We start from the raw sequence: 1,712 nt of genomic DNA, 5'->3' as shown, positions 1-1,712 counted from the left end.
GTGCGCCCTCGACGCCGATCGAGGAGATCGTGGCGACCGTGTTCGTCGAGGTCCTGGGTGCCGAGCGGGTCGGCGTGGACGACGACTTCTTCGCCTTGGGTGGTAACTCGCTGTTGGCGACGCAGGTCGCCGCGCGTATCGGCGCGGCACTGGACACTCGTGTCCCCGTCCGCACCATCTTCGAAGCCTCCACCGTCACCGGACTCGCGACGAAGGTTGAGCAGCACGCGGGTAGCGGCGGGCGCAAAGCCTTGGTGGCCGGTCCGCGTCCGGACCGCATCCCGCTGTCGCTGGCACAGCAGCGCATGTGGTTCCTCAACCAGTTCGATCCGGCCTCATCGGTCTACAACATCCCGGCCGCCATCCGCCTCACGGGGGACCTGGACGTCGCGGCCCTGCGACAGGCGGTCGCGGATCTGGTGGCGCGCCACGAGATCCTGCGCACCATCTACCCGCAGACGCCCGACGGCCCCGTCCAGCAGGTGCTGGCGGCGGACGAGGTGCCGATCGACCTCACACCCACGCGAGTCGAAGCGGCCGATTCGGTCGCCGTGGTGACCAGCGTGGTCAGCGCCGGGTTCGAGGTCACCACCGAGGTGCCGTTCCGGGTGGCGCTGTTCGAGATCGCGTCCGCGAGCGCGGACGACCCCACCGAGCACGTGCTGGTCTTCGTCGCGCACCACATCAGCTCCGACGGGTGGTCGCTGGGACCGCTCACCCGGGATCTGGTCGTGGCCTACGAGGCGCGCAGCAGAGGCGAGGCCCCTGCCATGGTGCCGCTGCCGGTGCAGTACGCCGACTACAGCCTGTGGCAGCGGGAGGTGCTCGGCTCCGAGGACGACCCGCAGAGCTTGATCTCGCAGCAGGCCGCGTACTGGCGGGACGCGCTCGCCGCCCTGCCCGAGGAACTGCCACTGCCGACCGACCGGCCTCGGCCCGGCCGAGCGTCGTATCGCGGAGGCAGTTTCGCCTTCGACATCGACGCCGACCTGCACGCCGGGCTCGAAAACCTGGCCAAGCAACACAATTCGACGCTGTTCATGGTGGTGCACGCCGCCTTGGCGGTGTTGCTGGCCCGGCTGTCGGGCACCTCGGACATCGCTATCGGCACCCCGGTGGCCGGCCGCGGCGAGGCCGAACTCGACGACCTCATCGGCATGTTCGTCAACACGCTGGTGCTGCGCACCGAGGTCGAGTCAGGCACGTCGTTCGAATCACTGCTGGCCGAGGTCCGCAAGACCGACGTCGCCGCGTTCGGCCACGCCGACCTGCCGTTCGAGCGACTGGTCGAGTTGCTCGACCCGGTCCGCTCGGCGGCGCGGCATCCGCTGTTCCAGGTGATGCTGGTGCTGCAGAACCTGGCGCCCGCGACGCTCGAGTTGCCCGGGCTCACGGTGTCGGGCATCGATCCGGGAGTGTCGGCGGCCAAGTTCGATCTGCAGATCACCCTGGCCGAGCAGCCCGATACCTCGGGCCTGTCGGTGGTGATCGGCTACGCGACCGACCTGTTCGACGAATCGACGGTGCGGAACTTCGCGAGCCGGTTCCGCCGGGTCCTCGCGGCGGTCGCGGCCGATGCCACCGCCGTGGTCGGCGATATCGACGTACTCGCGCCCGGCGAACGCGACCAGGTCCTGAGCGCGTGGAATACGCCGGGAGCCTGGGTTCCCGGCGCGACACTGCCGGATGTGATCGCCGAACAGGCGTGGTTG

At 69.6% G+C, this 1,712-nt stretch carries 1 protein-coding gene; it reads left to right on the top strand.

The features are described 5' to 3' along the window. Positions 1-1,712: condensation domain-containing protein (locus ON21_RS24750; protein WP_039801413.1), on the top strand; the 1,712-nt coding region annotated here is incomplete at both ends.

The organism is Nocardia araoensis NBRC 100135, from assembly GCF_000308435.1.
GTDB classification, from domain to species: domain Bacteria; phylum Actinomycetota; class Actinomycetes; order Mycobacteriales; family Mycobacteriaceae; genus Nocardia; species Nocardia araoensis.
Note: the sequence above shows the minus strand (reverse complement) of the source record. Positions and strands in the feature narration are given on the sequence as shown.